Here is a 22,613-nt window from a genome sequence, read left to right as displayed (position 1 = left end):
CCGCAGGAACACGGCTTACGGAACGCGTTTAATCTGCGGTTGGTTCAAATTCACCAAAACCCGCGAGCAGCTCCTTCACCTCTTCGACCAAGTCTTTGGAGACCACCGACGCAGTGCGCAGCCTTAGATCACCGAGATGATAGACATCGGGCACGCGCACGATCTGGTTGATGTGCACCGCGCGGGGCAGGTAGCGCCGCAGCTCTTCCTCGACCTCGGCAAAAGAAAACCCGGTCTCCTGGGCAAAGGCCGGTTCGACGATGGGGTAGTGCAGGCTGTAGGTCGCGATCCGGCGAAAACTGGCCCAGTGCTCCTCGCGCGCGCCGCGCCCGCCGACCAGCCACTGCACGAACAGAACCGATTGAGCCGACCACCGATCAAACGCCTCCGGGTCGGCCTCAGCATCCGGCCAGTCCTCACTCAGCAACTGCGCCATTGGCACCAATTCTAAATCAGCCACCTCCTCATCGCTAAGTTCCGGCCACCCCTGCAGCTCCCGCAGTTTCAAATAGTCGTCGGGACCGAAGAGGTTCATTCCCTTCTCAAATAGACCGTAGCGCCCGATCAGCGCCTCACGCAGCCACCACGGCATGCGGTTTCGATTCAGCCCCAGCACGGTGAGCACAACGTCTTTGCCGAACACCTGAAACTGACTGATGTTCGAAAGGTTGGCGACCTGAACCACGTAGTCGTCAGAAACTCGAACAAAGACGTTCTGGAAAGAGGTTTCTCCGATCCGCACTTGGCGTTGAGGCAGTGTCTCCACTGCCGGAATGGCGGGCTGCACCAGCGTGTGATCGGTGTAGATGAGAATCACCTTCCGGCCGCTCAAGTCGACCAGCGACTGCGGGATAACGGACCAGCAAGCCATCTCCCCGCCCAGCATTCTCAATGTTTCCGAGTCCTCAAGTAGGCTCCAAACCCGAAACGCCCCCGTTTCCGCATAGCGCCAAGACGGAGGATCGACCTTCTCAGTCACCTCTACCTCCGACATGTGCACGACCTCGTCTGCCCAGAGAATTGAACCCAACGCGAGTGCGAGCGCGGCAACTCCGGCTGGAATCGAGACCAACGCTCGAGTCAGGCCCATTCGGCTCGAAGAGCTAATCCCCCGCTTTCGCTCCCGAGATTCTTTGGAGCGGCAAAGCGGTAGAACGGGTAGGCTGGATTGAGACATGACTTGGCGTGGTTGATTTCGACCAGGCCAGAGTCGGAACAGCTTGTGAGAGCAAAGCCGCTTCGTTGTTGGTGGCAAAACCGAATTGAGGCCCTGCTAGGGCCCCGCAGGACTTCGGCTTACGAAATGCGCTCACGGTGCCGTCGGCTCGAAGTTGCCAAAACCTGCGAGCAGCTCCTTCACCTCCTCGACCAAGTCTTGGGAAACGACCGAAGCGGTGCCTAGCACATTTCGCAGGCGAAGCCGTAATGCGCCAAGCTTGCCTCCCGAGTCGTCCAGCCGTCGGATCCAGACTGTTGGCGGCGCACGTCAGGGATTCTGAGTCAATTGCTCAAGCATCCAATCCAACGATGCCTGAGCGTCAGCTATGAGTTTGGCATAGCTGAGAAACTGCGTTCGCTTTCCGGAATACTCGTCACAGAGAGAAGTCTCCGTTGTTCCACCGATGACGATGATGTCCACCGACATTCGAAGTTCTCTACTGAGCCAATCTGCATACTTCTTGGCCTGCCCCTCATCATCACGATCTACTGCGTGCTTGGGACGCTTGAACTCCACCAAGAGGCGATTCTTGAAAGCGTCCTGTGACAGAAGCAGATCGGGGCGTGTCTTGTTGGTCGGATGCGTGGTAACGGATTCGCCGCATTGCTCAGCGATGGAATCCAACTGCTGATTACTTGCCATGAGGCTGTATTGTGGACCGAAAATCCATAGGTTCCTTTCAATAGCCTTGTGCATCTGCTTTTCCAGCGTGCCGGGATTTTGCCGCAGACGGTCCAGCGATTTCAGAAAGTCCAATCGGCTCTTGGCCTGTCGGCCCATGAAGGCCAAATCGCAGAGCCCGAATTCAAGCAACGCGTTGGCAAGATGCATGACGTCGGCGCGATCGGTATCGTGCAGTTCGTTGCAGACGGCCCAGTATTCGTCGTGCTCCAGTGCATCAAGAACGAGGTCCACGAGCGTGCCAATTCGCTCATCCTTCTCGCCTTCCTGATATGCTCGGGAGATTAGGCGGTTCATACGCTGTTCGATGATAGCCCGGCGGTGCTCAGGCACGCTGACCAGGCGCCGGTCCATCTGCTGCTTCCAGCGGCCCTTCGCGAGGTTTACTTCCCGGGTGAGCGTGCGAGTGAGATCCTCGTGCATGTGCCGCCGCAGTTCCGTCGCGAGATGTTCAAAGCCCTTGTCGCTTTCGATCACGTCGCCGCCAGCCGCCGTGAGTTCGATAGTATCCGGCGGAACATTGACTTCGCCCACAAGCCGCCGCCTCAGTCGGTCCGAGAGCTCATCCACGGATTCCAAACCGAACAAGTGAGCCCGCCCGATAGTCTTTCCACCCTGTCGAAGGACGATTCCTGACTGTTTCGCGGGCAACGGCTTTTCGGCGATCGTGTAGGTGGCGCATGCGGTCCGTCCATTCGGCAGCTTCACCTCGCACTCAAAGGTCGTGCCCGGCACGTCGAAGGCGAAGACGCGTTCTCCGTTGACCAGAACTACGAAGTCCGTTTCGCGGCCGTAGTCGCGCGCGAGGATTTGCTTGAAACGGTCTGGTTGCGGAAGATTTAGATTCGGGTTGAGTCGTGAGAGGACGATTCGTGTGCCGTGCAAGGTCGGATCCGTTTCCTGGGTCGAGAACGGCAGCGCCACTTGTTCCAAGTCCTTTGCATCCCGCAATAGCAGCTCCTTATCGACTTCGACCCGCGTAGTTTGTCCGAGTGCGGTCGTTTCCAATTCCATGCGCGAGGCGAGAATCAATCCTGCGAACTTGCCCACGCCCCGACGCCCCTTCACTAGGCGATTCTTGTGGGGAGTCTTCTCGCCTTTCCGCGTCCAACGCGGGCTGGCGATGTTCAAATACTCGTCGCGCACCTCGGCGGGTTTCATTCCGCTTCCGTTGTCTGCCACGATGATGGGGTCATCGGACAGAATCGTTGGTAAGGTCACTCGCACCTCGGTGGCTTCTGCGTCCCAAGCGTTATCGATGAGTTCCTTGAGCGCGCGCTCGCTGCTCGTATAGCTGTCGCCGAGAATCGAGGCGAGCCTGGGGTCAACTTTGAAATTCGCGCTCTTACTCATTGTATCCTCTCAGTTTTGGGAAGCGGGGGCAGACCGTTGATGTCTTCTTTGAATTCGTCTTTGGGGATACCCTCAAACCCACGTTTCGTCACGATGTCCGTCGACGCACCCGTGTGCGTGCTTTGGCGTGGGTGGGGATCCAAGTTTGGGATGTCTTATATCCACTGGGTGTTGGCATGATCAACCGGCCATTCGATCGGCGATCTTTGCGATCTCCGCTTCGGCTAGCCGGTCTAGTGTCCAACCCTTCGCAAATCTGGCTGTTTCCGATTTTGGTAGTTGATCACCCGTAAGGTCGCGAATGCGAACCCTTGCCGGCATGGACGCTCCTTCTCCTACAAAGATCGCCTCCTGCTGCGCTAGGTTCGGCAAGACCTTCGTCATCCCAGACAAGCCGTCCGGCAAGAAACGGGAGACGTGCTGTTGATCTGCTGCGTTCGTCAGTCTCAGAACGAGCCAGGTGCCGCACTGTGAAATCACCGTGCTTTCAACATCCGCAGGCCGCTGACTAACGAGCATCAGACCAATCCCATATTTCCGACCTTCACGCGCTATTCTTCGAATTGCGGTTTGAGCGGCTGCGTATTCTGCCTCGCCCCGATCCGGCACGTATCGGTGGGCTTCTTCACAAACAAGGACGACGGGATCACGTCTTCGCTCCTCTGTTATCTGGTAAACTTTATACTGAAAAAGCAAACGGGCCAGCATGGCGGCCAATGGCCCAGCAACTTCATTCGGGAGGCCAGAAATATCCAAAATCCGAATGTCCTTATCGACGCCACCTTCGCCTTGGATCTGTCCAACCAATTGGGCGATTATGCGGGCAAGTGAAGGACTCTGATCGTTCCATTCTCCCATCAAGAATCGAATCCGTGGATCGCGCCTTAAGACTGCTAGTTTGTCCAAGATAGACTTGAAACCCTCGGAGAACTCTCCCGCCGGAACACGCTCCGTGGTTTGTGTCCCCTTCTTTATGCGCGCCGCCTGAAGGAACTCGATATGGTTTTTCAGTTCATCAAGGCTGAATGGTCTCGGTTTATCTCTATCGAACTCGCCGAGATCTTCAATTTCGACTCCTTCTTTGGGCCGAGGGGAGTCGGGCTCCGATCCATCATCCGGAATTGTTGCGCCATACTCGGACGGAGCCGGTTTGACCAATCCAGCCACGACCATCCGTGCATGAGTCAGTGCCTTGTAGATAATATTATTCTGTGATGTGGCTTCTCGTTCTGTCTTTCCAATCACAAGCAAGCGAAACTCATCGGCACTCATTAGCCAGTATGGAAGACTGATCGGCGTGCCAGCGGCCTGCTCATTTCCAAGCGGATCGTAGGCACGATACACAACTGCACGCTCTTTGAATGCCTGGCCGTATTCACCATGAGGATCAATCACCAGAACTCGCGGATGGGAGACAGCGCCTTGTTCTGGAGAGTGTTCCAGCATGCTGTGAAGCAAGGCCGCAACCGCGCCGGACTTTCCGGAACCGGTAGAACCGAGCACCGCGCAATGCATGCCCAACATTTTGTCCACGTTGGCCCGGCAAACCGCGTTGTCTGCACCTACGTAGTGAGCAAAAGGCACAAGAGGACTGTATTCGCCGTCAATTTGTTGTCCTTCAGCTGCTGAGTAGATTTGCGTGGTTTCCTCACGAGTGAGCAGATGAACGCTCTGGCGAGGGAGCGGATAAGTCGTGACACCTCGAACGAAACGCAGCCTTTGGTCTGCTGCATTCCAAACCCCTTCGGCGAACAATTCGACCTCCATGAGTCGCTGATCAGCATCCGGCGGGATCGGCTTGCTGATCTCGAGCAGCTCCTCAGATCGCATGCGGAGCAGGGTCACAAATCCGAACACCAAACGCCGCCCAAAATGGACTTTTATGATGCTACCAATCTGGCCGATGGGATAGACTCTACCATTGTAAGTTCGGGTCAGCTCGGTCACATCGCCCGATAGTTCCACTCGAATTGTCGTTCCAGACACCTCGACGATGTGCCCAATCTTAAGGTCGGAAATCAGGTCAAACGTGTTCATAACGCACAGGCCTCAGCTCCACTATTAAGCATTTTAGTAACACCGGAGAATCTCCACCAATCTCGTTTAGCGCCGGCGGGTGGAGGTGCATGCGGACCGTCTGGACCGACATACAAACCGTCTTCGGCAATGACGTAAACCCGTTTGCCCCAAGGACCGATTCTCCATTTCTCAAGGGTTGGATTCAGCTTCGATGCGAAGGCGAGGAGCGTTGTTTTGTTCTCTGGGCGTTTAAGCGTGAGCTCAATCTCTTGATTGATGTGCTCGTCTCCGTAGCTGTATCCACACGTCGCAAGCACATTCTCCTCGCGCGTCCCAAGCGAGCGACGGAATAGATCAAATTGCGCGGCGAACGGGTCCCTTTGGGTTGCAAGGTATTTGGTGGATTGCGGGTAAATGAGAACCCGAGAAACCTTCTTTGGGTAAAGGTCGCCGTCGCGGACTCTCCACACGCGGTCGTCTTCACCCAGATGCCAGTCAATCGACCCGTGAAGCTTAATCACGTGTGCTCGGTCTCGGAGGTTCGGTTCCTCGTCTCCGTATCGGTAGCTTCGATACGCGACGGCGCCTCCAGAAAAACCATCCCAGTATGAGAACCCTCCAAGCGCCAAGGCGTCTTCAAGGAGCGTATCGTAGTTTGTAGTGAAGAGACGAACTGCACGTCGCCGCTCGGCGACCCCTGCCTGGCTTCGATTGAAGAGAGCGGAAACGAATGCTGAATGGTTTTCGATAACGACAATTCGGTTCTCGTGTGTCCCGATTTTCTCAGGATCCCCTCCGGGTTTCGAAGGCTTGTATCCCCATCTGATTGTTTCAGCAATCCATGTCAGGATCCTCTGGTGGAGTGCGTCGAGTTCATCGACTGAAAGCGAGACGGCGTCAAAACAGACGTTCTTATCCTTGGAACGATCGGCAATGGCACGGTGATCACCGAGCTGACTTAGTATGTGCTCGATATGTGAATCGTCAGAGAGCCGGTCCTTCAGGAATTCGAGAACCTTTATGTCATTCGGCTCCCCTTCGTCTCTTGCCCTCGCGAAAATCCGCTCGGTCAATGGCCACATTAGAGGAATGCCTGCATCGAGGCTGATTCCCGCGCCGAACAGCCACGATTGGTTGCTGGCTCCCAGAAGATTGTCGAGCTGCGCTAACGTATCTTTTGTCGTTGGGTCCATGGTGCTATGCAGCTCTTTGGTGTTGCGGTAAAAGATCCAGTTCGTGAACACGGCTATTCGAGGCCACTAGTTCGTGAAGACGGTGCGGAAGAGATCCGGTAGGCGGTCGCACTTCTCTCCGGGTAGCACCGCGGATGGAGCACGCGGCATCCCAAATCCAGGACTCAAGAGATTTATCGGGCTTCGAGGCGGAAGATCGGGCCATTGTCGGGATACTATCGGTCGTGAAGGACCGGCAAACGGGGGTCCTAACCGCGGTAGGCCAGAACCGCGCTCAAGTTCGAAAAAGATACGCAAATCTGTTGCTCCGTCGAGATAATGCTTCGAATGCAGCATTGCCTCGATGCGTCGCTGAATTCGACGCATCTGCTATAGGCTTCGGATCAACCTGCTGCCCAAGCCTTCTCTGACGGAAGAACGTGATTAGGGACTACCGCTAGGTGCGACGGGTGCAGGGAGGCGGACAACGCGGAAGTCGCTCCTAACTTGTGTGCCTTAGGATTGGTCTTTGTCGCCGGAGCCCGGCGCTGGTGTCGGGGATGGCGGCGGCGGTATCGAGATTTTTGGGACGGCGATGCCGGCGGGCGTGGGCGGGGCGAAGCTGGGGCGGGGTGGGGTGCCGGTGTCGACGTTGGGGCGGGGGAGGTCGACTTTGGGGCGTGGGGCCGGGGTCGGGGCTGGGATGGGAAGTGTGGGAGCGGTCGGCTGGACCGACGCCGTGGGTGGTTCGCCGCGGGGGTCGAGGTGGGCGAGTTCGGCTTTGAGGCCGGCCAGGCGTTGTTCGGCGGCGGCGATGCGATCAGGATATTTGCGCAGGCGGGTTTTGACCTGTTCGACGGACGCTTCGCCGATGCCGTTTTCCGCGCCCAACATCAGCCACGCGAGGCCTTCGGTGTAGTTGCGCTTCACGCCGCGGCCGCTGACATACATGGCGCCGACGTTGTGCATGGCGGTGTTGTTGCCGGCGGCGGCCGCGCGGCGGTAGAGCTCGAGCGCCTGCCCGTAGTCCTGCGCTTGGCCGAGCAGGCCGTCGTGGGCGATCTTGCCGAGGCGGAAGAGGGCTTCGTGGTCTCCGTCGGCGGCGAGTTCGCGCAGGATGGTGAGGGCCTGGGCGGGGTCGGCGTCGACTTTGCCCGGGTAACCTTCCTCCAGCATGATGGCGTAGTGGAGGCGGGCGGCCGGGTTGCCGGCCTTGGCGGCGGCGATCAGCTCATCGACGTCGGTCCAGGAGACGCCACCGCCTTCAGTGGCGAGCAGGATCGGGCCGTCGGTCTGGGCGTGGGCTGAATTACCAAGCGGCCCCGCCAGCCCCAAGGCGGCGAGGCCGATGATCAGCACGAATGGCGGGCGTGGCGTCTTACGACTCATCCTTATCTTCGCTGTCGTCGCCGGTCACGCTGGTGCCGCCGGTGACGTTCACCTTGGCGTAGACGGCGTCCATGACCTCCTTGGCGAGCTCGGGCTTCTCCTTCAAGGTGGCCTTGGCGGCGTCGCGGCCCTGGCCGATGAGGTCGCCGTTGTAGGAGATCCAGGCGCCGCGCTTTTCGAGGACCTTGTGCTCAAGGCCGAGGTCGAGGACGGAGCCGGTGGTGGAGATGCCCTCGTCATACATGATGTCGAACTCGCACTCGGTGAAGGGGGCGGCGACCTTGTTCTTGACGATCTTGATCTTGGTGCGGTTGCCGATGACCTTGCCGTCGGGCTGCTTGAGCTGTTCGCGGCGGCGGATGTCGATGCGGACGGAGGAGAAGAACTTCAGCGCGCGACCGCCGGGGGTCGTCTCGGGGGAGCCGAACATGACGCCGATCTTTTCGCGGATCTGGTTGGTGAAGATGCAGACGCACTTGGTCTTGCTGACCACGGCGGTGAGGCGGCGCATGGCCTGCGACATGAGGCGGGCCTGGGAACCGACGGTGGCGTCGCCCATCTGGCCGTCGAGTTCGGCCTTGGAGACGAGGGCGGCGACGGAGTCGATGACGATGACGTCGATGGCGTTGGAGCGGATGAGGGTCTCGGCGATGTTGAGCGCGTCCTCACCGGAGTCGGGTTGGGAGACGAGCAGGTCGTCGAGGTTCACGCCGACGACGCGGGCGTATTTGGGGTCGAGGGCGTGCTCGACGTCGATGAAGGCCGCGAGGCCGCCCTTGCGCTGGGCTTCGGCGATGACGCTCAGACAGAAAGTGGTCTTACCGGAGGATTCCGGACCGTAGATTTCCACGATGCGGCCGCGGGGCAGGCCGCCGACGCCGAGGGCGAGGTCGATGGCGAGCGAACCGGTCGAGATCGTCTCCACCTGCATCTTGGTGTTGTCGCCCAGACGCATGATGGAGCCCTCGCCGAATTGTTTGGTGATGGCGCTGATGGCGAGGTCGACGTTTTTGCGGGCGGCGACTTCGGTGGTGGGGGCGGCGGCGGTGGTTTTGGCGGGGGTGGAACGGGCCATGGAGATGCGTGGATGGGTTGTGGTTTGTGAAAATCGCGAGGGTCTCTGCGTAAAGAAACGAACCGTGGCGCGGGAATCTTTCAGCGCAAGCGCGGACCCGGTGAGAAACTTGGATTTGGCGATCGGCGCGGCCGGGATCTCGGCGCGGCGCAAGAACCCTTGCCGTGCAGAAGCGGTCCGCTATGCGTGGGCCCAGATGTTGCGTGCGTGTTGCTTTCTCGTGGGCTTGTTTTTGGTGGGCAAGGGCTTGCTGGTCGCGGCGCCCGAAGTCGTGAAGCGGGAGGTGCCGGCCGGGGTGGAGGTGGCGGCGCTCGATCCGGCGACGATCGCGAAGTCGGAGGCGGATGCCCGCGAGCGGGACAACGACTACCTATTGCTCGACTCGCAGGTCGATGTGGCGGCGGAGACCGACTACACGCGGGTGGCGCTGCGGGTGGCGGGGGAGGGCGGTTTGCAGGAGGCCGGGCGCTGGTCGGTGAGCTTCGATCCGGAATACCAGGAGGTGTGGTTTCATCGTATCGAGGTCCATCGCGGCGGCGAGGTGCACGACCGTTTGGCCGAGGCGGAGTTTCGTTACCTCGAACAGGAGCCGGATTCGGCTTATCACCTCTACAGCGGCGAGGTGACGGCGCTGACCCTGTTGCCGGACCTGCGAGTGGGGGACGTGGTGGATGTGGCTTACACGATCAAGGGGCGGAATCCGGTCTTTGCGGGACGCTACTTCGATTCGTTTTCGCTGGGTTGGGGGCAACCGCTTGCGATGTTGCGCGCCCAAGTGAAGGCGCCGACCACGCTGCCGCTGCGTTTCAAGGTGCTGGGGGAGGGCATCTCGTCACCGGAGTTGGGCATCGCGGGCGATCAGCAGGTCATCACGTGGCGGGCGGAGGACCTGCCGGCGGTCCTGTTTGAGGACGGCACGCCGAGTTGGTATCCGACCTACCCTTGGGCGCAGTTTTCGGAGTATGCGTCGTGGGCCGAGGTGGTGGCGTGGGCCCTGCCGCTGTATGCGGAAGGTTTTGGGGAGCCGGGCGCCGAGTTGCAGGCCGAAGTGGATGCCCTGCTGGCGCCGCTGGGGGATGACGCCGCCGCGGAGGACGTGGCCGTGGCCTTGCTGGCCTTTGTGCAGCGGGAGATCCGTTATCTGGGCATCGAGCTCGGGGTGTCTTCCCACCGGCCGCACCCGCCGGCGGAGACCTACGCGCGTCGGTTTGGTGACTGCAAAGACAAGGCGGTGTTGCTGGTGCAGCTCCTGCGCAGTCGTGGCATCACGGCGCACCCGGTGCTGGTGAACACGGTGGTGGGCGAGGCACTGCGCGAGCGTTTGCCGTCACCAGGGGTGTTTGATCACGTGATCGTCGGCCTCGAAGTGGGCGACGGCCTGCGCTGGGTGGATCCGACGATGTCGCCGGGCAAGGGCGGCCTGCTGCAACGGGCGGCGCCGGATTATGGTTGGGGGCTGATGCTGGCCGAGGGGGAAGACGGGCTGCGGCGCGTCGACCAGCCGCCGGAGGCCGCCAGCCGGACCGAGTCGACGGAGGTCTACACCTCGTTTGGATTCGAGCAGCCAGGTTCGCTCCACGTGAGCTCGGTCTACTATGGGGCGGCGGCCATCTCGATCCGGGACTATTTCAACAGCTCGACCCCGGAACAGATCGGCCAGACCTACCAGGATTATTACGCGGGGCTTTTCCCGGAGATCGCCATCACGGCTCCGCCCACCTGGCGGGATCGCGAGGACGGCGCGGTGGAGGTCGCCGAGGACTACACGGTGCCCGGGCTGTGGACGCATGATGAGGAAAGCGGCCGGTGGACGCTTGAGACCTATCCGCTGCTGATGGACAGCTACCTGCCTTACGGTCTGTCGGCCAAACGGCGCACGCCACGCTCGGTGAGTCACGCGGTGACGGTAAAGCTGCGACAGGAGCTGCGCCTGCATGAGCCGTGGGGACTCGATTTGCCCGCGGTCGATATCGACCTGCCGATTTTCAGCTACAGTCGGCGAGCAGAGGGCGACGGCACCGCCACGCTCACGGTGGAGCACCACTACGAGTCCAAGGTGTCCCACGTGGCGGCGGCGGCGATGCCGGCCTACGTGCAAGCGGTCAACTCCGCCCGCGATGCCTTTGGCTTGGAGTTGTATTGGAATCCCGTGGTGGCAACGGGCGCGGCGGGCGATGGCGAGTTCTCGCCCAACCTGCTGATGTTCGTGATCGGGATCGGCGGTTTTTTTGCGTTCAATGCCCTTATTTTCTGGTGGGTGCGGCACCGCCACCGGCAGCCCCCGTCGTTGCCGAATCCAGGTGCGGAGCCGGTTGGGTTGGGCGGTTGGCTGGTGCTCCCGGCGATCGGCTTGGTGGTGAGTCCGATCATCTTCACCGTGTCGCTCTTCGGGGAATCGGCAGCGGCGTTTGACCACGAGGTTTGGGCGGCCCTGACCACCCCGGGCTTGGAAACGACCAACGTCCCGCTGGCGGTGCTCATCCTCGTCGAAGTGTTGGCGGATGCCGCCCTGATCTCGTTGTCGTTGTGGTGTTTGGTGATGTTCTTCCGCTGTGACCGGGTGCTGCCGACCCTCATGCGGGTCTACATCGTTTATGCGCTCCTCTACACGATCGGCGACACGGTGGGGCTTGATGTGATGGATCTCTTTGATGATGAGGTGGAACGCGTGACGGCCCACGCGGAAATTTTCCGCCAAGCGATCTACACCGCTGTCTGGTTGCCCTACTTTTGCGTGTCCAAGCGGGTCCGTAACACCTTTGTCCGCTAGGGCTATCCGGGAACGGCGCAGGACTGGACCCCGCTGACCGCCGGCGTGCCCAGCACCCGTAATGCGGGAAATAAGGGGCACTATCCTCTTGCTCGAGGCCGGACGCGGCCTTTATTTCCCGGCACCTTTGTCCCGCGCACATCCAACCGTTTTCTCTGACCGATGAAGATCAAAGCCTACCTTAAGCCCCATTGTGGATGGTCCATGGGCGTTCGCGCCATCATGCAGAAGCATGGCCTCGAGTATGAGGACATCGACATCATCAACAACCGCGACAACTACGCGGAGATGGTCCAGAAGTCGGGTCAGCCCCTCTCGCCGTGCGTCGAGATCGATGGCGTAATGCTCGCCGACGTGTCCGGTGAAGAGGTTGAGAATTACATGCTGGCCAACGATTTGGTGAAACCGACCGATAAATCGACCGACGTGGCCACCAACGCCGGTTGCTCCGACGAAGAGCACGAGAAGATGGCCAACCAGACGATCCGGTTCTTCTAAGCGAGACTTCGTCCCAGTTCCTCACCCCGGGCCGGACTCGCACTTCGCGACCGGCCTTTTTTATCTCCACGCCGTTCGGCGCCCGCCGCGGCCCGGCTCCTGCTCCCTCCACTTTACGACCCGCGCGTCAGCTCAACTTTCATTAATTCCTCTCATGGCTCAACTGATCCCGTCCCCGCTCTACCATCCAGATCAAGAGCACGATGCCTGTGGCGTCGGCTTCATCGCCAAAATGACGGGCGAACGCAGCTATGACGTCATCAATCGCGCGGTGGCGGCCCTCAAGGCCCTCGCCCACCGCGGTGCGATCGACGCCGATGCGGTGACGGGTGACGGCGCCGGCATCCTCACCCAGATCCCGGTGGAGCTCCTCCGCGAGCACCTCGAGGAGAAGGGCAAGGCCCTCTTTGACGACGCCGACCTCGGCGTGGGCATGATCTTCCTCCCGCGCAACGACGACTACGCCCAGTCGCACTGCAAGAAGATCGTGAAGGACGCCGTCGAAGCCGAAGGCCTTGCCTGGCTCGGTTGGCGCGACGTGCCGACCGACAACTCCTGCCTCGGCCGCAAGGCCATCGAGACCGAGCCGGTCATCGTGCAGGCCCTGATTGGCCGCCCCGAGGAGGTCGACGCCGACGATTACGAGCGCAAGTTGTTCCTGGCCCAGAAGACCGTCGAGCGCCGCGTCGCCGAGGAGAGCGTGAAGGGCTTCTACATCTGCTCCTTCTCCTCCCGCACCATCGTTTACAAGGGCATGCTCACGCCGCAGCAGATCCGGAAGTATTTCCGCGATCTCAAGTCGCCCAAGTTCACCAGCGCCTACGCGATTTTCCACCAGCGCTACTCGACCAACACCTTCCCGATGTGGCACCTCGCGCACCCGTTCCGCATGGTGGCGCACAACGGCGAGATCAACACCATCCGCGGCAACCGCAACCTCATGCGCGCCCGCGAGAACTCGCCCTTCCACGGCGTCTGGGGTGACCGCTACGACGACCTCAAGCCGCTCGTGCAGCCGGATGGTTCCGACTCGGCGACCTTCGACAACGCCCTCCAGCTTCTCACCCTCGGCGGCCGCAATCCCCTGCATGCCGCCATGATGATGATGCCGCCGGCCTGGGAGAGCGACGACGACCTCTCGCCCGAGGCCAAGGCCTTCTTCCGTTACCACGCCACCATGATGGAGCCATGGGACGGTCCCGCCGCCGTCGCCTTCACCGATGGCAAGGTCATCGGCGCCTCGCTCGACCGCAACGGTCTGCGCCCGGCCCGTTACAAGATTTACGACGACGGTTACGTCATCCTCGCCTCGGAAGCCGGCCTCGTCTTCGACTTTCCGGGCAAGGTCGTTGAAGCCGGCCGCCTCGGCCCTGGTCGCATGATCGCGATCGATCTGCGCGAGCAACGCTTCTACCACGACGACGAGATCAAGGCGGGCTTCACCTCCAACCCGCTCTTCAAGCAGTGGTGCGAGGAACACCTCGTCGACCTGCACGCCACCGCCGGCAATGCTCCGGCCGACGAGGCCGCGCCGGCTGACAGCACCGCCGCGCAGATCGCCTTTGGTTACGACACCGACGAGGTCGAGCTCGTGCTCCAGCCGCTCGCCGAGGGCAAGGAGCCGACCGGCTCGATGGGTGAGGACACGCCGTTGGCCGTGCTCTCCCGCCGCCCGCGTCTCCTCTACAACTACTTCAAGCAACTCTTCGCCCAGGTCACCAACCCGCCGATCGACTCGATCCGCGAGAAGGCGGTCATGTCGATTTCCATGTTCATCGGCGGCCGCCTCGGCCTCTTCGAGGAACTGCCGAAGACCGCCGGTCTCGTCGAAGTCAGCACGCCCGTGCTGCAGGACCATGAGGTCGCCGCGCTCTCCGGTATCGATTTCCTCAAGGACCGCGTCACGACCCTCTCGGTGCTCTTCGACGCCGCCGCCGGCCCCGCCGGTCTCGAGCCCGCCGTGAAGGCCCTCGCCGAAGCCGCGGAGAAGGCCGTCCGCGACACGCGGGCCAAGGTCTTCATCCTCTCCGATCGAGGGGTGTCCGCCGACAAGGTTGCCATCCCGATGCTGCTCGCCGTCGGCGCCGTGCACCAGCACCTCATCCGTGCCGGCCTGCGCACCAAGTGCGACCTCATCGCCGAGACCGGCGAGGCCCGCGAGGTGCACCAGATCGCCTGCCTCCTCGGCATGGGCGTCAACGCGGTCAATCCCTACCTCGCCTTCGAGGTCATCTCCAAGCTCGCCCTCGATGGCCAGGCCGGTGAAGGCACCACGCCCGCCCAGGCTCGCGCCAACTACGTCACCGCGATCGGTGCCGGTCTGCGCAAGATCATGGCCAAGATGGGCATATCGACCCTCTTCAGCTACCGTGGCGCACAGATGTTCGAAGCGCTGGGCGTTTCCCACAAGGTCATCGAAGAGTGCTTTTACGGCGTGCCGTCGCCCATCGGCGGCATCGACTACCTGCAGATCGGCGAGGCCACGCTCACCCGCCACAACGCCGCTTTCCCGCAGCTCGACTCGGCCGACCCCGACAACGCCGGCGCCTCCGCCGCGCCGGCACTGGGCGCCGAGGGTTACTACCGCGTCAACAAGCGCGGCGACGGCGAATACCACGCCTGGAGTCCGAAGCTCATCGCTTCGATGAACAAGTTCAACCGTGCCGGCGACTTCGAGGCCTACCAGCCTTGGAAGGAGCAGGCCGACGATCACCAGCCGGTCGCGCTCAAGGATCTCATGAAGATCCGCTTCCCCGCCGAGGGCATCGACATCGAGGAGGTCGAGGGCATCGAAGACATCCGCAAGCGTTTCACCACCGCCGGCATGTCCATGGGCGCGCTTTCCAAGGAAGCCCACGAGGCGCTCGCCATCGCGATGAACCGCATCGGCGGCAAGTCCAACTCCGGTGAAGGCGGCGAAGATCCCGAGCGTTACTCGCAGCGCGAGAATGGCGACAACGCCAACTCCGCCATCAAGCAGGTCGCCTCCGGCCGCTTCGGTGTCACCGCCGAATACCTCGCCAACGCCAAGGAGATCGAGATCAAGATGGCCCAGGGCGCCAAGCCCGGTGAGGGCGGTCAGCTGCCCGGCCACAAGGTCTCGCCGATGATCGCCACCCTGCGCTTCTCCGTGCCGGGCGTGACCCTCATCTCGCCGCCGCCGCACCACGACATCTATTCCATCGAGGACCTTGCGCAGCTCATCTTCGACCTCAAGGAGGTCAACCCGCGCGCCAAGGTCTGCGTGAAGCTCGTCTCCTCCTCCGGCGTCGGCACGGTTGCCGCCGGTGTGGCCAAGGCCTACGCCGACGTCGTGCTCGTTTCCGGTCATGATGGTGGCACCGGCGCCTCGCCGCTCGCCTCGATCAAGAACGCCGGCTCGGCCTGGGAAATCGGCGTCGCCGAAGCCCATCAGGTGCTCATGCAGAACAACCTGCGAGGTCGCGTGGTGCTCCGCACCGACGGTGGCATGAAGACCGGCCGCGACATCATCATCGCCGCGCTGCTCGGCGCCGAGGAGTTCAACTTCGGCACCGCCGCGCTCATCGCCGCCGGCTGCGCGATGTTCCGGGTTTGCCATTTGAATACGTGCCCGGTCGGCGTCGCCACCCAGCGCGAGGACCTGCGCGCCAAGTTCCGCGGCAAGCCCGAGAACGTGATCAACTTCTTCAACGCTGTTGCCGAGGACGTGCGCCATTACCTGGCCAAGCTCGGCGCGCGTTCGATCAACGACATCATCGGTCGCGTCGACCTGCTCGAGCAGATCGACGACCCGGTGAACCCGAAGACGAAGCTCATCAACCTCAGCGGCCTGCTCCACAACCCGGACCCGACCGGCGAGGCCGAGCGTTACCATACCCGCGAACGCAACGAGCGCTTCGGCTCCGAGGGTTCGCTCGACGAGGCCATCCTGCAGGAAGCGCGCGACGTGATCCTCGGCAAGTCCGCGCGCCTCGTGGCCCGTTACAAGGTCACCAACGTCAACCGCGACATCGGCACGCACCTCTCCGGTCAGATCGCCTACCAAAAGGGCAACGCCGGTCTCGCGCCCGGCACGATCGACCTGACCTTCACCGGTTCGGCCGGCCAGTCCTTCGGCACCTTCCTCGTGAACGGCGTGCGCCTCACTCTCAACGGTGAAGCCAACGACTACGTCGGCAAGGGCATGAACGGCGGTGAGATCATCATCCGCCCGCGCCCGACCTCGTCGTTCGTGTGGAACCAGCAGTCGATCGTCGGCAACACCTGCCTCTTCGGGGCCACCGGCGGCTTCATGTTTGCCGCGGGTCGTGCCGGTGAGCGTTTCGGGGTGCGCAACTCCGGCGCCACCGCCGTCATCGAAGGCGTGGGTGACCACGGTTGCGAATACATGACCGGCGGCCTCATCGTCGTGCTCGGTCCGACCGGCCGCAACTTCGGCGCCGGCATGAGCGGCGGCCTCGCCTTCGTTTACGACGAGGAAGGCGTCTTCGAGAAGCGCATCAACCCGGCCATGATCGGCGTTGAGCGTCTGTCCGACGAAGAGGAGATCGCCAGCCTCGTGCAGCTCGTGAGCGTGCATGCCACCGCCACCGGTTCACCGCATGCGCAGGCCCTGCTCAAGGACTGGGACAACGCGGTGAAGAAGTTCTGGAAGGCCGTGCCGCACCCGCCCACGGCCGACGCCCCCAAGGCGCTCTACCGTTTCGACGAGACCAAGATCCCGGCCATCGTCTGAGCCGCGTAGTTAAGCGAGCACTACACTCTCCACGGGCGCCCGGCAACGGGCGCCCGTTCTGTTGGGCGGAAAGGTGGGGCGCGGACCTCCGGACCGCGCCGCCAAGCTGACCGTCCCCCGACCGCGTCCGGAGGTCGGGGTCCACCTCCATCGCGCTCAGTTGCCACGCTGCCGGTTCGTATGCACCGTGTCCGCCATGCCTTCCCGTTGGAAATTTGCGCTGCTGTATTTCAGTGAAGGCGCGCCGATCGGTTTCCTGTGGTGGGCCCTGCCGACCTTGTTGCGGCAGGACGACGTGGCGGTGGAACGCATCGCCGCGCTGACGGCGACGTTGGCTTTGCCGTGGACGCTCAAGTTCCTCTGGGCACCCTTGGTTGACGCGTGGCGCGGACCGCGCTGGGGCTTCCGGCACTGGGCGGGCGCGGCGCAGCTCGGCATGGGCGCCTGCCTGTTGCCGCTCATCTGGGTCGATCCGACGACGCACTTCAGTGTGTGGTTTGGGCTGTTGCTCGCGCACGCGGTCTGCGCCGCGACGCAGGACGTCGCCATCGATGCGCTGGCGATCAACGCGGTTGAGTCGCACGAACGCGGTGGCCTCAACGCCGCGATGCAGATCGGCATGCTCAGCGGACGCAGCCTGTTTGGCGGCGGTGCGATTGTGCTGGTGGGGTGGGGTGGCTGGCCGGTGTTGTTTGGCGCGCTGTTGCTGGCGATTTGGACTTCCTTGCTCGTGCTTTGGCGCGGCGTGACGGAGCCGGCGTTTGCATCCGGCGAGGCGCGGCAATTTTGGACGACGCTGCGCGCGGGTTTCAGTCGACGCACCACGTGGCTCGGCCTGGGCTTTGCGTTGGTGGCCGGTGCGGGCTTCGAGGCCGTGGGCGCTTTGGCGGGTCCGCTGCTGGTGGACGCTGGCGCGGCGAGCGAAACAGTCGCGGGTTTCTTTGCATTGCCCGTGGTGGCCGCGATGGCGATCGGCGGTTGGTTTGGCGGACGATGGAGCGACCGCGGTCGAAGGGAGCACCGTGCGGGTGTCGCGCTCCTCGCGATGACCCTGGCGGTTTTGCTGGTCGCGGCGGTGACGGCAACGGGCGTGCCGCTGGTCATCACGGCGCTGGTGCTGCTTTACGTGGGTATCGGCGCCTTCACCGCGATCTCCTACGCGCTCTTCATGGACCTCACGGATCCTAAGTTGGGCGCCACCCAGTTCAGCACCTTCATGGCCGCGACCAACGGCTGCGAAGTCTGGGCCGTGGCCACCGGCGGAATGTTGGTGGGCCGGTTCGGCTACGGTCCGGGCTTCGGGTTCATGGCCGTCGCAGGGTTGTCGGGTTTGATTTTTCTGCGGGCGATCGCGCGAAAGTCGCGCACCGTTTGAGCCTGCGGTGGTCTCGGCTTAACTGCACCATGATCGTCGACTGTCACACCCACCTGAACCACTACGACGAAACCACGACCTCGCCGCTGCAGGCGCGCTACGAGGAACTGCAGGAGTCGCTGGCTTACAACAAGGTGGATTACGCGCTCATCCTCACGTCCTACAAAGTGAATGAACACCGGCCCTCGACGCGCGAGGTGGTCGAGCTCACCGCCGACAATCCCAAGATGGGTGTCGTCGCCGGCGTGAGCTACCTGAACTACAAGGAGCGCGACCTGCGTGAGCTCGCCGACTACCTGAAGGACGGTCTGGTGAAAGGCCTTAAGCTCTACCCGGGCTACGAACCCTTTTATCCCTATGATTCGCGGTGTCGCGTGCTCTACGACCTGGCGCTGGAGTTCGACGTGCCGGTGATGATCCACACCGGCGACACCTATTCGCCGCGGGCCAAGGTGCGCTACGCCCATCCGCTGGCGGTCGATGATGTGGCGGTCGATTTCCCCGACCTCAAGCTGGTGATTTGCCACGTAGGTAATCCGTGGATACGCGACGCCATGGAGGTGGTTTACAAGAACAAGAACGCGCACACGGACATCTCCGGTTTCGTGCTGGGCGATTTCACCGAGCGCTTTGAGAAGTTCATGCTCGAGCAGGTGAAGGACATGATCCTCTACGCCGGTGATCCCAACTACCTGCTCTACGGCACCGACTGGCCGATCTGCCGGATGCGCACTTACCTGAAGTTTGTGCGGGGGCTGGAGCTACCCGAGGCGCACTACGAAAAGCTCATGTGGAAGAACGCCAACCGGCTCTTCAAACTGGGTTTGGCAGAGCCGGTTGGCGCCTGACTCCGATCAAGCTGCCGCATCCTCACGCGCCGCGCGCAGCACAGCGGGCAGGGCGGCGAGTTCCTTGCGCAAGGAGGCGTGCTGGCGGGCAAACAGCTCATCCGGTAGGTCCGGTCCTTGGAAAAAGATGAACGACAACGCGCAGCGGTTTTCCGGCAGCGGAATCACGCGCAGAGGGAAAAGCTCGAGCTCGGCTTCGGTCGGGCCGCCCCACATGTCGATGACGCCGGTCGCGGCATTGGCCTCGACGCGGGTGATCATTTCGCCGTGACCGGTGAGCGCCTTGTAGGTGTCACCATCCCAACGACCACTGTCGCAGTATTCGGTGGCCCATTGGGGCAGGTTGTTGAGGCCGGAGAGGAAGGCGAAGGTCGCTTCCACTGTTTCGTCGAGGACGATGAGTTCTGAGATGGCTTGCATAGACGACGCCACCCTAGCCCCTCCAGCTGACAACCCTATGGCAGCAGCGGTGGGTCTGTTTGTAGCTGATCAACATCACACTTGCCGCGTCCCGGCCGCTCGCGTCTGTTGGCGCTCCCATGTCGCATCCCGCTTCCTTCTCCGACGTCACCGTCGACACCAAGGCCAACGTCTACTTCGACGGCAACGTCGTCTCGCACACCGTGCGCTTCGCCGACGGCGCAAAGAAGACTCTCGGCCTGATCCGTCCCGGCACCTACCACTTCGGCACCGCGGCGGCCGAGCGCATGGAGATCGTGGCCGGCGCCTGCAGCGTCGTGCTCGATGGCACGACCGAAACCTCGAGCTACACGGCGGGCACCCACTTCGATGTGCCGGCCAACAGCGGCTTCACCATCACGGTCGGCGAAGGTGGCGAGCTCTGCGAATACATCTGCTCGTTCCTGAGCTGAATCGCGGCGGGGGGGGCGACTACTCTTCAAGGATATTGAACACGATCGGCACCTGCATGCGGGTGTTGACCGCCCGCCCGTCCTTGATGCCCGGCGCGAAGCGCCAGCGGGCGACGGTTGCCTTGGCTTCGTCGCCGAAAATCGGCGCTGTCGCCTCTACGATTCTGACGTCGCGCGGCACGCCCTCGCGATCAACCACGAAGCCGATGATCGCGCGACCTTGGATATCGGCGCGACGCATCACTTCAGGAAAGATTGGCGCGCATTGAAAGACCGCGACGGGCTCCGCGTTGTTGCCTCGGGGATTGAGGGCCGCGCGTCGCTGGCGTAGCTCCAGATCGGAAGGAATCGGGGTGCGTTCCGATTCCGGGGCGAGGAAACGGGTCGGTGACTGGGTGACCGTGGTTGGGGTGACGAAGTTCTCCTGCTTGGCGCTTTGGGCGAGGGGTTGATCGAGCAGGTTATCCATCGATGCGAGTTGCTCGGCGATCGAGCGTTGTTGGGCTTCGATGCTGCGGCTCTCGGTGTTTGCTTGCAGCTCCTCCAGCTTGCTCGTTGAGGGCGGCGGATTGCTTCGGTTGCGTTCGCGTTGCTGTAGCGCCTTGAGCACGATGCCAAAAGCGGGATAGGCAGCTTCCAATTCTTCGCGGTAGCGCCCCGCTTGGGCGGGGTCTTCGCCGATGGTGGAAAAGTAGAGGTCGAGCTGGGAGCTCATGTCGCCGCCGCGGGCGAGCGGTTCGAGGATTGCACGGGCGGCGGCGGGATCAGTCTCTACTCCGCCGATGCCGCGGATCATGAAGTTGGCGACGCGATTGGCAGCTGAGTCGTTGCCGCCGGCTTGGGCGGCTTGCAGTCGTTCAAACCAGAATTGACCGTCGAAATCCTCGTAGCCCGGAGTGGCCAATACCAGGTCGACATAGGTAATCATCGCGGCCTCGTCGTCTCGTGCGAGTTGCTCCAACTCGTGCAGTGCCTCGACGGGTAATTCGTCCGCTGCACGAATCGTCAGCACGAGGCGTTGGGCGCGGGTGAGCGGATACCCATTTGTTTCGGTCGTCGCGGGGTGCTCATCTTCGTTTGGTGGCGAGGAAGGTTCGTTGGGTTCGCGGAGCAAGGCGGTGTGGAGGAGCTCTGCGGCCTCGTTGTGGCCCTGGTTCGTCGCGGCGACCAAACGGTCCAGCGCTTCCTGGTATTCGAAGGAATTCGCGTCGGGTGAGATCGAGTTGCGGCCGAGGATATATTGGGACTGCGGATCGCCGGCGTCGGCGGCCAGCTGGGTATGCAAGACGAGCGCCGCGATGAGCGGTTCGTTCTCCTTGTCGCGCTTCAGTTCGTGGGCGTCGAAGCGGCGTTGGTTCCGATGCAGAGCGGGCAGGGAGCCCAACTCGATCGCATTGGCCCAGAGCTGCGTGGCTTTGTCGCGCGTGGTTCCAACCAGATTGGGGGCGAGTTCGGCGAAGCGGGCGAGGTTGTGGAGGGCGACTGGATCGCCCTCGGCGGCGCGACGTTGGTTCCACTCGGCCGCCGGGCGAAACCGCAGGTGCAGGCGATCGTCGGATTCGTAGGCGAGGTTGGGGGGAAGGTTGGGGGTGCGGCGGTCGGTGCGAAGGGCGGAGCCGCGCCAGGCATAGACGCGCGGTGTGCCCGTCGGGTTGCCGAACAACAGTTCTTGGGCGGCGGTGGCGTTGCCGGCGTCGGCTGCTGCGCGCATGGTGTCCATGCCCGCAACGTGATCCAGCGGCACGCCGGCGCCAGTGAGCTGCATGAGCGCGTGGAGGAACAGGCCGTGCCGGTTTTCGGCTGCGACCAACTGGAGAACGGGCTGCACGGCGTCTTCGAAGCGGCCTGATTCCAAGGCCGCAAAGGCCTCGGCCAATCCGTCTTCGCGCATCGCGGGATCGGCGTAGTCGTCCTCGCTACGGGCGGGCGGCACGATGAGCAACAAAGCGAGCGCGATCGATGGGACGAAGCAGAATCGCATGGGGACGCGTTGGACCTTGGCGGAGGACGCGACCGAGGCAAGCCGCTCGCGGCCGCTTCCTGCGATGTTGGCTTGCGGCGGCGGCGGATGCGGGCGATCGGTTGCGCGTCCATGGCCAAGTCCAAACCCATTCCCGGTTCCACCGGCGAGGTGCTCACCTGTCTGCCGTCGCCCTATCTGCCGCATCCGGCCACCGGCCTGCTTTATCTGCCGCGCATGATTGCGAAGTGCCGTTACGTGCAGGAGCACGGCGAGCTGCCCAAAAGCTACCGCAAGAACTACAAGCGCGGCCTCGATCGGTTTCTGTCGATGCACCTTGGCGTGGACCCGGCGCAGATCGAGGAGGCGGTGCACAGCTCGGCCGACGATGCCGAACTCGATGGCAAGTTGCAGGCGCTCTTTCCGGCCGATGTGCGCGCCGCCAAGTGGAACCGTGAGCTCGTGCAAAAGGGCATGACCACGGCAGGCCGCGAGTTCCTGGCCGAAGCCCTCGGCAACATGGGGTGCAGCGACCGCGTGGGTGAAATCATCAGCGTGCCCGACTTGATCGATTTCGACGAAGGTCGGATCGAGTAGGGCAGGAATCCGCCTGCCTTTCAGCGTTTCGCTACCTTCTTCGTGCCAGCAACCGCTCAGCGGAAGAA

General features: G+C 62.4%; 15 protein-coding genes. 7 read left to right on the top strand and 8 right to left on the bottom strand.

Annotated features, from left to right (window positions below; translation table 11 throughout):
• Positions 1 to 28 precede the first annotated feature (28 nt).
• The 6 genes from AC0MRV_RS00075 to recA form a co-directional block, all read right to left on the bottom strand.
• Positions 29 to 1,090, bottom strand: a complete 1,062-nt coding sequence (locus AC0MRV_RS00075; protein WP_472762363.1) for a hypothetical protein — start codon at positions 1,088 to 1,090, stop codon at positions 29 to 31.
• A gap of 396 nt (positions 1,091 to 1,486) precedes the next feature.
• Positions 1,487 to 3,253: an ATP-binding protein gene (locus AC0MRV_RS00070; protein WP_472762362.1), complete on the bottom strand. Its 1,767-nt coding sequence runs from the start codon at positions 3,251 to 3,253 to the stop codon at positions 1,487 to 1,489.
• Positions 3,254 to 3,433: 180 nt separating this feature from the next.
• Entirely contained in the window at positions 3,434 to 5,290 is a 1,857-nt protein-coding gene (locus tag AC0MRV_RS00065) for an ATP-binding protein (RefSeq protein ID WP_472762361.1), read from the bottom strand.
• Positions 5,287 to 6,516 (bottom strand): SIR2 family protein, encoded by a 1,230-nt coding sequence (locus AC0MRV_RS00060; protein ID WP_472762360.1) that lies wholly within the window; start codon positions 6,514 to 6,516, stop codon positions 5,287 to 5,289. Before AC0MRV_RS00060 ends, AC0MRV_RS00065 begins: the two co-directional genes overlap by 4 nt.
• Positions 6,517 to 6,960: 444 nt before the next feature.
• Positions 6,961 to 7,803, bottom strand: coding sequence for a tetratricopeptide repeat protein (locus tag AC0MRV_RS00055; protein WP_472762359.1), 843 nt, complete (start codon positions 7,801 to 7,803; stop codon positions 6,961 to 6,963).
• A 19-nt stretch (positions 7,804 to 7,822) separates the two neighbouring features.
• Positions 7,823 to 8,908 (bottom strand): recombinase RecA, encoded by a 1,086-nt coding sequence (recA, locus tag AC0MRV_RS00050; protein WP_472762358.1) that lies wholly within the window; start codon positions 8,906 to 8,908, stop codon positions 7,823 to 7,825.
• Positions 8,909 to 9,104: 196 nt separating this feature from the next.
• Here recA and AC0MRV_RS00045 point away from each other — a divergent pair, with 196 nt between their 5' ends.
• The 5 genes from AC0MRV_RS00045 to AC0MRV_RS00025 all read left to right on the top strand — a co-directional run bounded on the left by AC0MRV_RS00045 (position 9,105) and on the right by AC0MRV_RS00025 (position 19,116).
• Positions 9,105 to 11,678: a DUF3857 domain-containing protein gene (locus tag AC0MRV_RS00045; protein WP_472762357.1), complete on the top strand. Its 2,574-nt coding sequence runs from the start codon at positions 9,105 to 9,107 to the stop codon at positions 11,676 to 11,678.
• 162 nt (positions 11,679 to 11,840) lie between these two features.
• A complete protein-coding gene (locus AC0MRV_RS00040) occupies positions 11,841 to 12,176 on the top strand; it encodes a glutaredoxin family protein (RefSeq protein WP_472762356.1) in 336 nt (111 codons plus the stop codon).
• 154 nt (positions 12,177 to 12,330) lie between these two features.
• A complete protein-coding gene (gltB, locus tag AC0MRV_RS00035; protein ID WP_472762355.1) occupies positions 12,331 to 16,893 on the top strand; it encodes a glutamate synthase large subunit in 4,563 nt (1,520 codons plus the stop codon).
• A 196-nt stretch (positions 16,894 to 17,089) separates the two neighbouring features.
• On the top strand, positions 17,090 to 18,268 hold the full coding sequence (locus AC0MRV_RS00030; protein ID WP_472762354.1) for an MFS transporter: 1,179 nt from the start codon (positions 17,090 to 17,092) through the stop codon (positions 18,266 to 18,268).
• 29 nt (positions 18,269 to 18,297) lie between these two features.
• Complete coding sequence (locus AC0MRV_RS00025) at positions 18,298 to 19,116, top strand: amidohydrolase family protein (protein WP_472762353.1); 819 nt, start codon at positions 18,298 to 18,300, stop codon at positions 19,114 to 19,116.
• A 6-nt stretch (positions 19,117 to 19,122) separates the two neighbouring features.
• On the opposite strand, the gene AC0MRV_RS00020 is transcribed toward AC0MRV_RS00025, so the two are convergent.
• On the bottom strand, positions 19,123 to 19,536 hold the full coding sequence (locus tag AC0MRV_RS00020) for a hypothetical protein (RefSeq protein WP_472762352.1): 414 nt from the start codon (positions 19,534 to 19,536) through the stop codon (positions 19,123 to 19,125).
• A gap of 119 nt (positions 19,537 to 19,655) precedes the next feature.
• On the opposite strand from AC0MRV_RS00020, the gene ppnP reads away from it, so the two are divergent.
• Positions 19,656 to 19,988, top strand: a complete 333-nt coding sequence (gene ppnP / locus AC0MRV_RS00015) for a pyrimidine/purine nucleoside phosphorylase (protein WP_472762351.1) — start codon at positions 19,656 to 19,658, stop codon at positions 19,986 to 19,988.
• A 19-nt stretch (positions 19,989 to 20,007) separates the two neighbouring features.
• Here the strand turns inward: ppnP and AC0MRV_RS00010 are convergent, their stop codons facing one another.
• Positions 20,008 to 21,969 (bottom strand): TonB family protein, encoded by a 1,962-nt coding sequence (locus tag AC0MRV_RS00010; RefSeq protein ID WP_472762350.1) that lies wholly within the window; start codon positions 21,967 to 21,969, stop codon positions 20,008 to 20,010.
• 111 nt (positions 21,970 to 22,080) lie between these two features.
• Between AC0MRV_RS00010 and AC0MRV_RS00005 the strand changes: the two genes are divergently transcribed.
• The gene (locus tag AC0MRV_RS00005) at positions 22,081 to 22,545 is read left to right on the top strand and encodes a DUF5069 domain-containing protein (protein WP_472762349.1); all 465 of its coding nucleotides are present in this window, start codon (positions 22,081 to 22,083) and stop codon (positions 22,543 to 22,545) included.
• Positions 22,546 to 22,613 lie beyond the last annotated feature (68 nt).

Origin of the sequence: Actomonas spartinae, assembly GCF_051209155.1 — a bacterium.
In the GTDB taxonomy this organism is placed as follows: Bacteria; Verrucomicrobiota; Verrucomicrobiia; order Opitutales; family Opitutaceae; genus Actomonas.
Note: the sequence above shows the minus strand (reverse complement) of the source record. Positions and strands in the feature narration are given on the sequence as shown.